The sequence below is a fragment of the Hansschlegelia beijingensis genome (assembly GCF_045505405.1).
Taxonomy (GTDB): Bacteria; Pseudomonadota; Alphaproteobacteria; order Rhizobiales; family Methylopilaceae; genus Methylopila; species Methylopila beijingensis_A.
Genome location: NZ_JBJKEX010000568.1, coordinates 1 through 1,121 on the forward strand (window position 1 = coordinate 1; position 1,121 = coordinate 1,121).

Below are 1,121 nucleotides of genomic sequence, written 5' to 3' on the forward strand. Positions count from 1 at the left end.
ACCCGGCTCAAGACAGCGCCGCCGCAGGCGGCAGGCGGCCGTCCCCTCGCCTCACGGCCGCGTCTGGCCCTGGCCCCGGACGCGATAGTTGAACGAGGTCAATTGCTCCACGCCGACCGGCCCGCGGGCATGCAGCCGGCCGGTGGCGATGCCGATCTCGGCGCCGAAGCCGAACTCGCCGCCGTCCGCGAACTGCGTCGAGGCGTTGTGCAGAACGATGGCGCTGTCGACCTCGCGCAGGAAGCGCTCGGCGATCGCGGCGTCCTCGGTCACCACCGCGTCGGTGTGATGCGAGCCGTAGGCTTCGATATGCGCGAGCGCGCCGTCGAGCCCGTCGACCACCCGCACCGCGATGATCGCGTCGAGATACTCGGTCCGCCAGTCCTCCTCGGTCGCGGGCCGCGCCTCCGGAACGGCGCGACGCGTCTCGGCGTCCCCGCGGATCTCGCAGCCGGCGGCGATCAGGGCGTCGACCAGCGGGACCAGATGGGTTCCGGCGACCGCGCGGTCGACCAGCAGCGTCTCGGCCGCGCCGCACACGCCCGTCCGCCGCATCTTGGCGTTCAGGACGATGGAGCGCGCCATCTCGAGATCGGCGCCCTCGGCGATGAACACGTGATTGTTGCCGTCGAGATGCGCGAACACCGGCACCCGCGCCTCGGCCTGGACGCGCGCCACGAGCCCCTTGCCGCCGCGCGGCACGATGACGTCGAGATCGCCGCCAAGCCCGGCGAGCATCTCGCCCACGGCGGCGCGGTCGCGCGTCGGAACAAGCTGCACGGCGTCCTCGGGCAGACCGGCTTCGCGCAGCCCGTAGGCGATGCACTCCACGATAGCGGCCGAGGAGCGGAAGCTGTCGGTGCCGCCGCGCAGGATCGCGGCGTTGCCGGCCTTGAGACAAAGCGCGCCGGCGTCCGCCGTGACGTTGGGCCGGCTCTCATAGATCACGCCGATGACGCCGAGCGGCGTGCGGACGCGCTCGATCGCGAGCCCGTTCGGCCGCGTCCACGCCGCGGTCGTCTCGCCCACGGGATCCGCCAGCCCGGCGACCACCTCGAATGCTGGGTGACCTCACTCTGGTCAGTGCAGGCCTGCGTTTGCGCGGCGCGCCAGGAGAAAGC

At 72.5% G+C, this 1,121-nt stretch carries 1 pseudogene; it reads right to left on the minus strand.

The features are described from left to right. Positions 1-51 precede the first annotated feature (51 nt). A pseudogene (locus tag ACIKT0_RS18755) lies at positions 52-1,062 on the minus strand (glutamate-5-semialdehyde dehydrogenase); the annotation flags it as partial. Positions 1,063-1,121 lie beyond the last annotated feature (59 nt).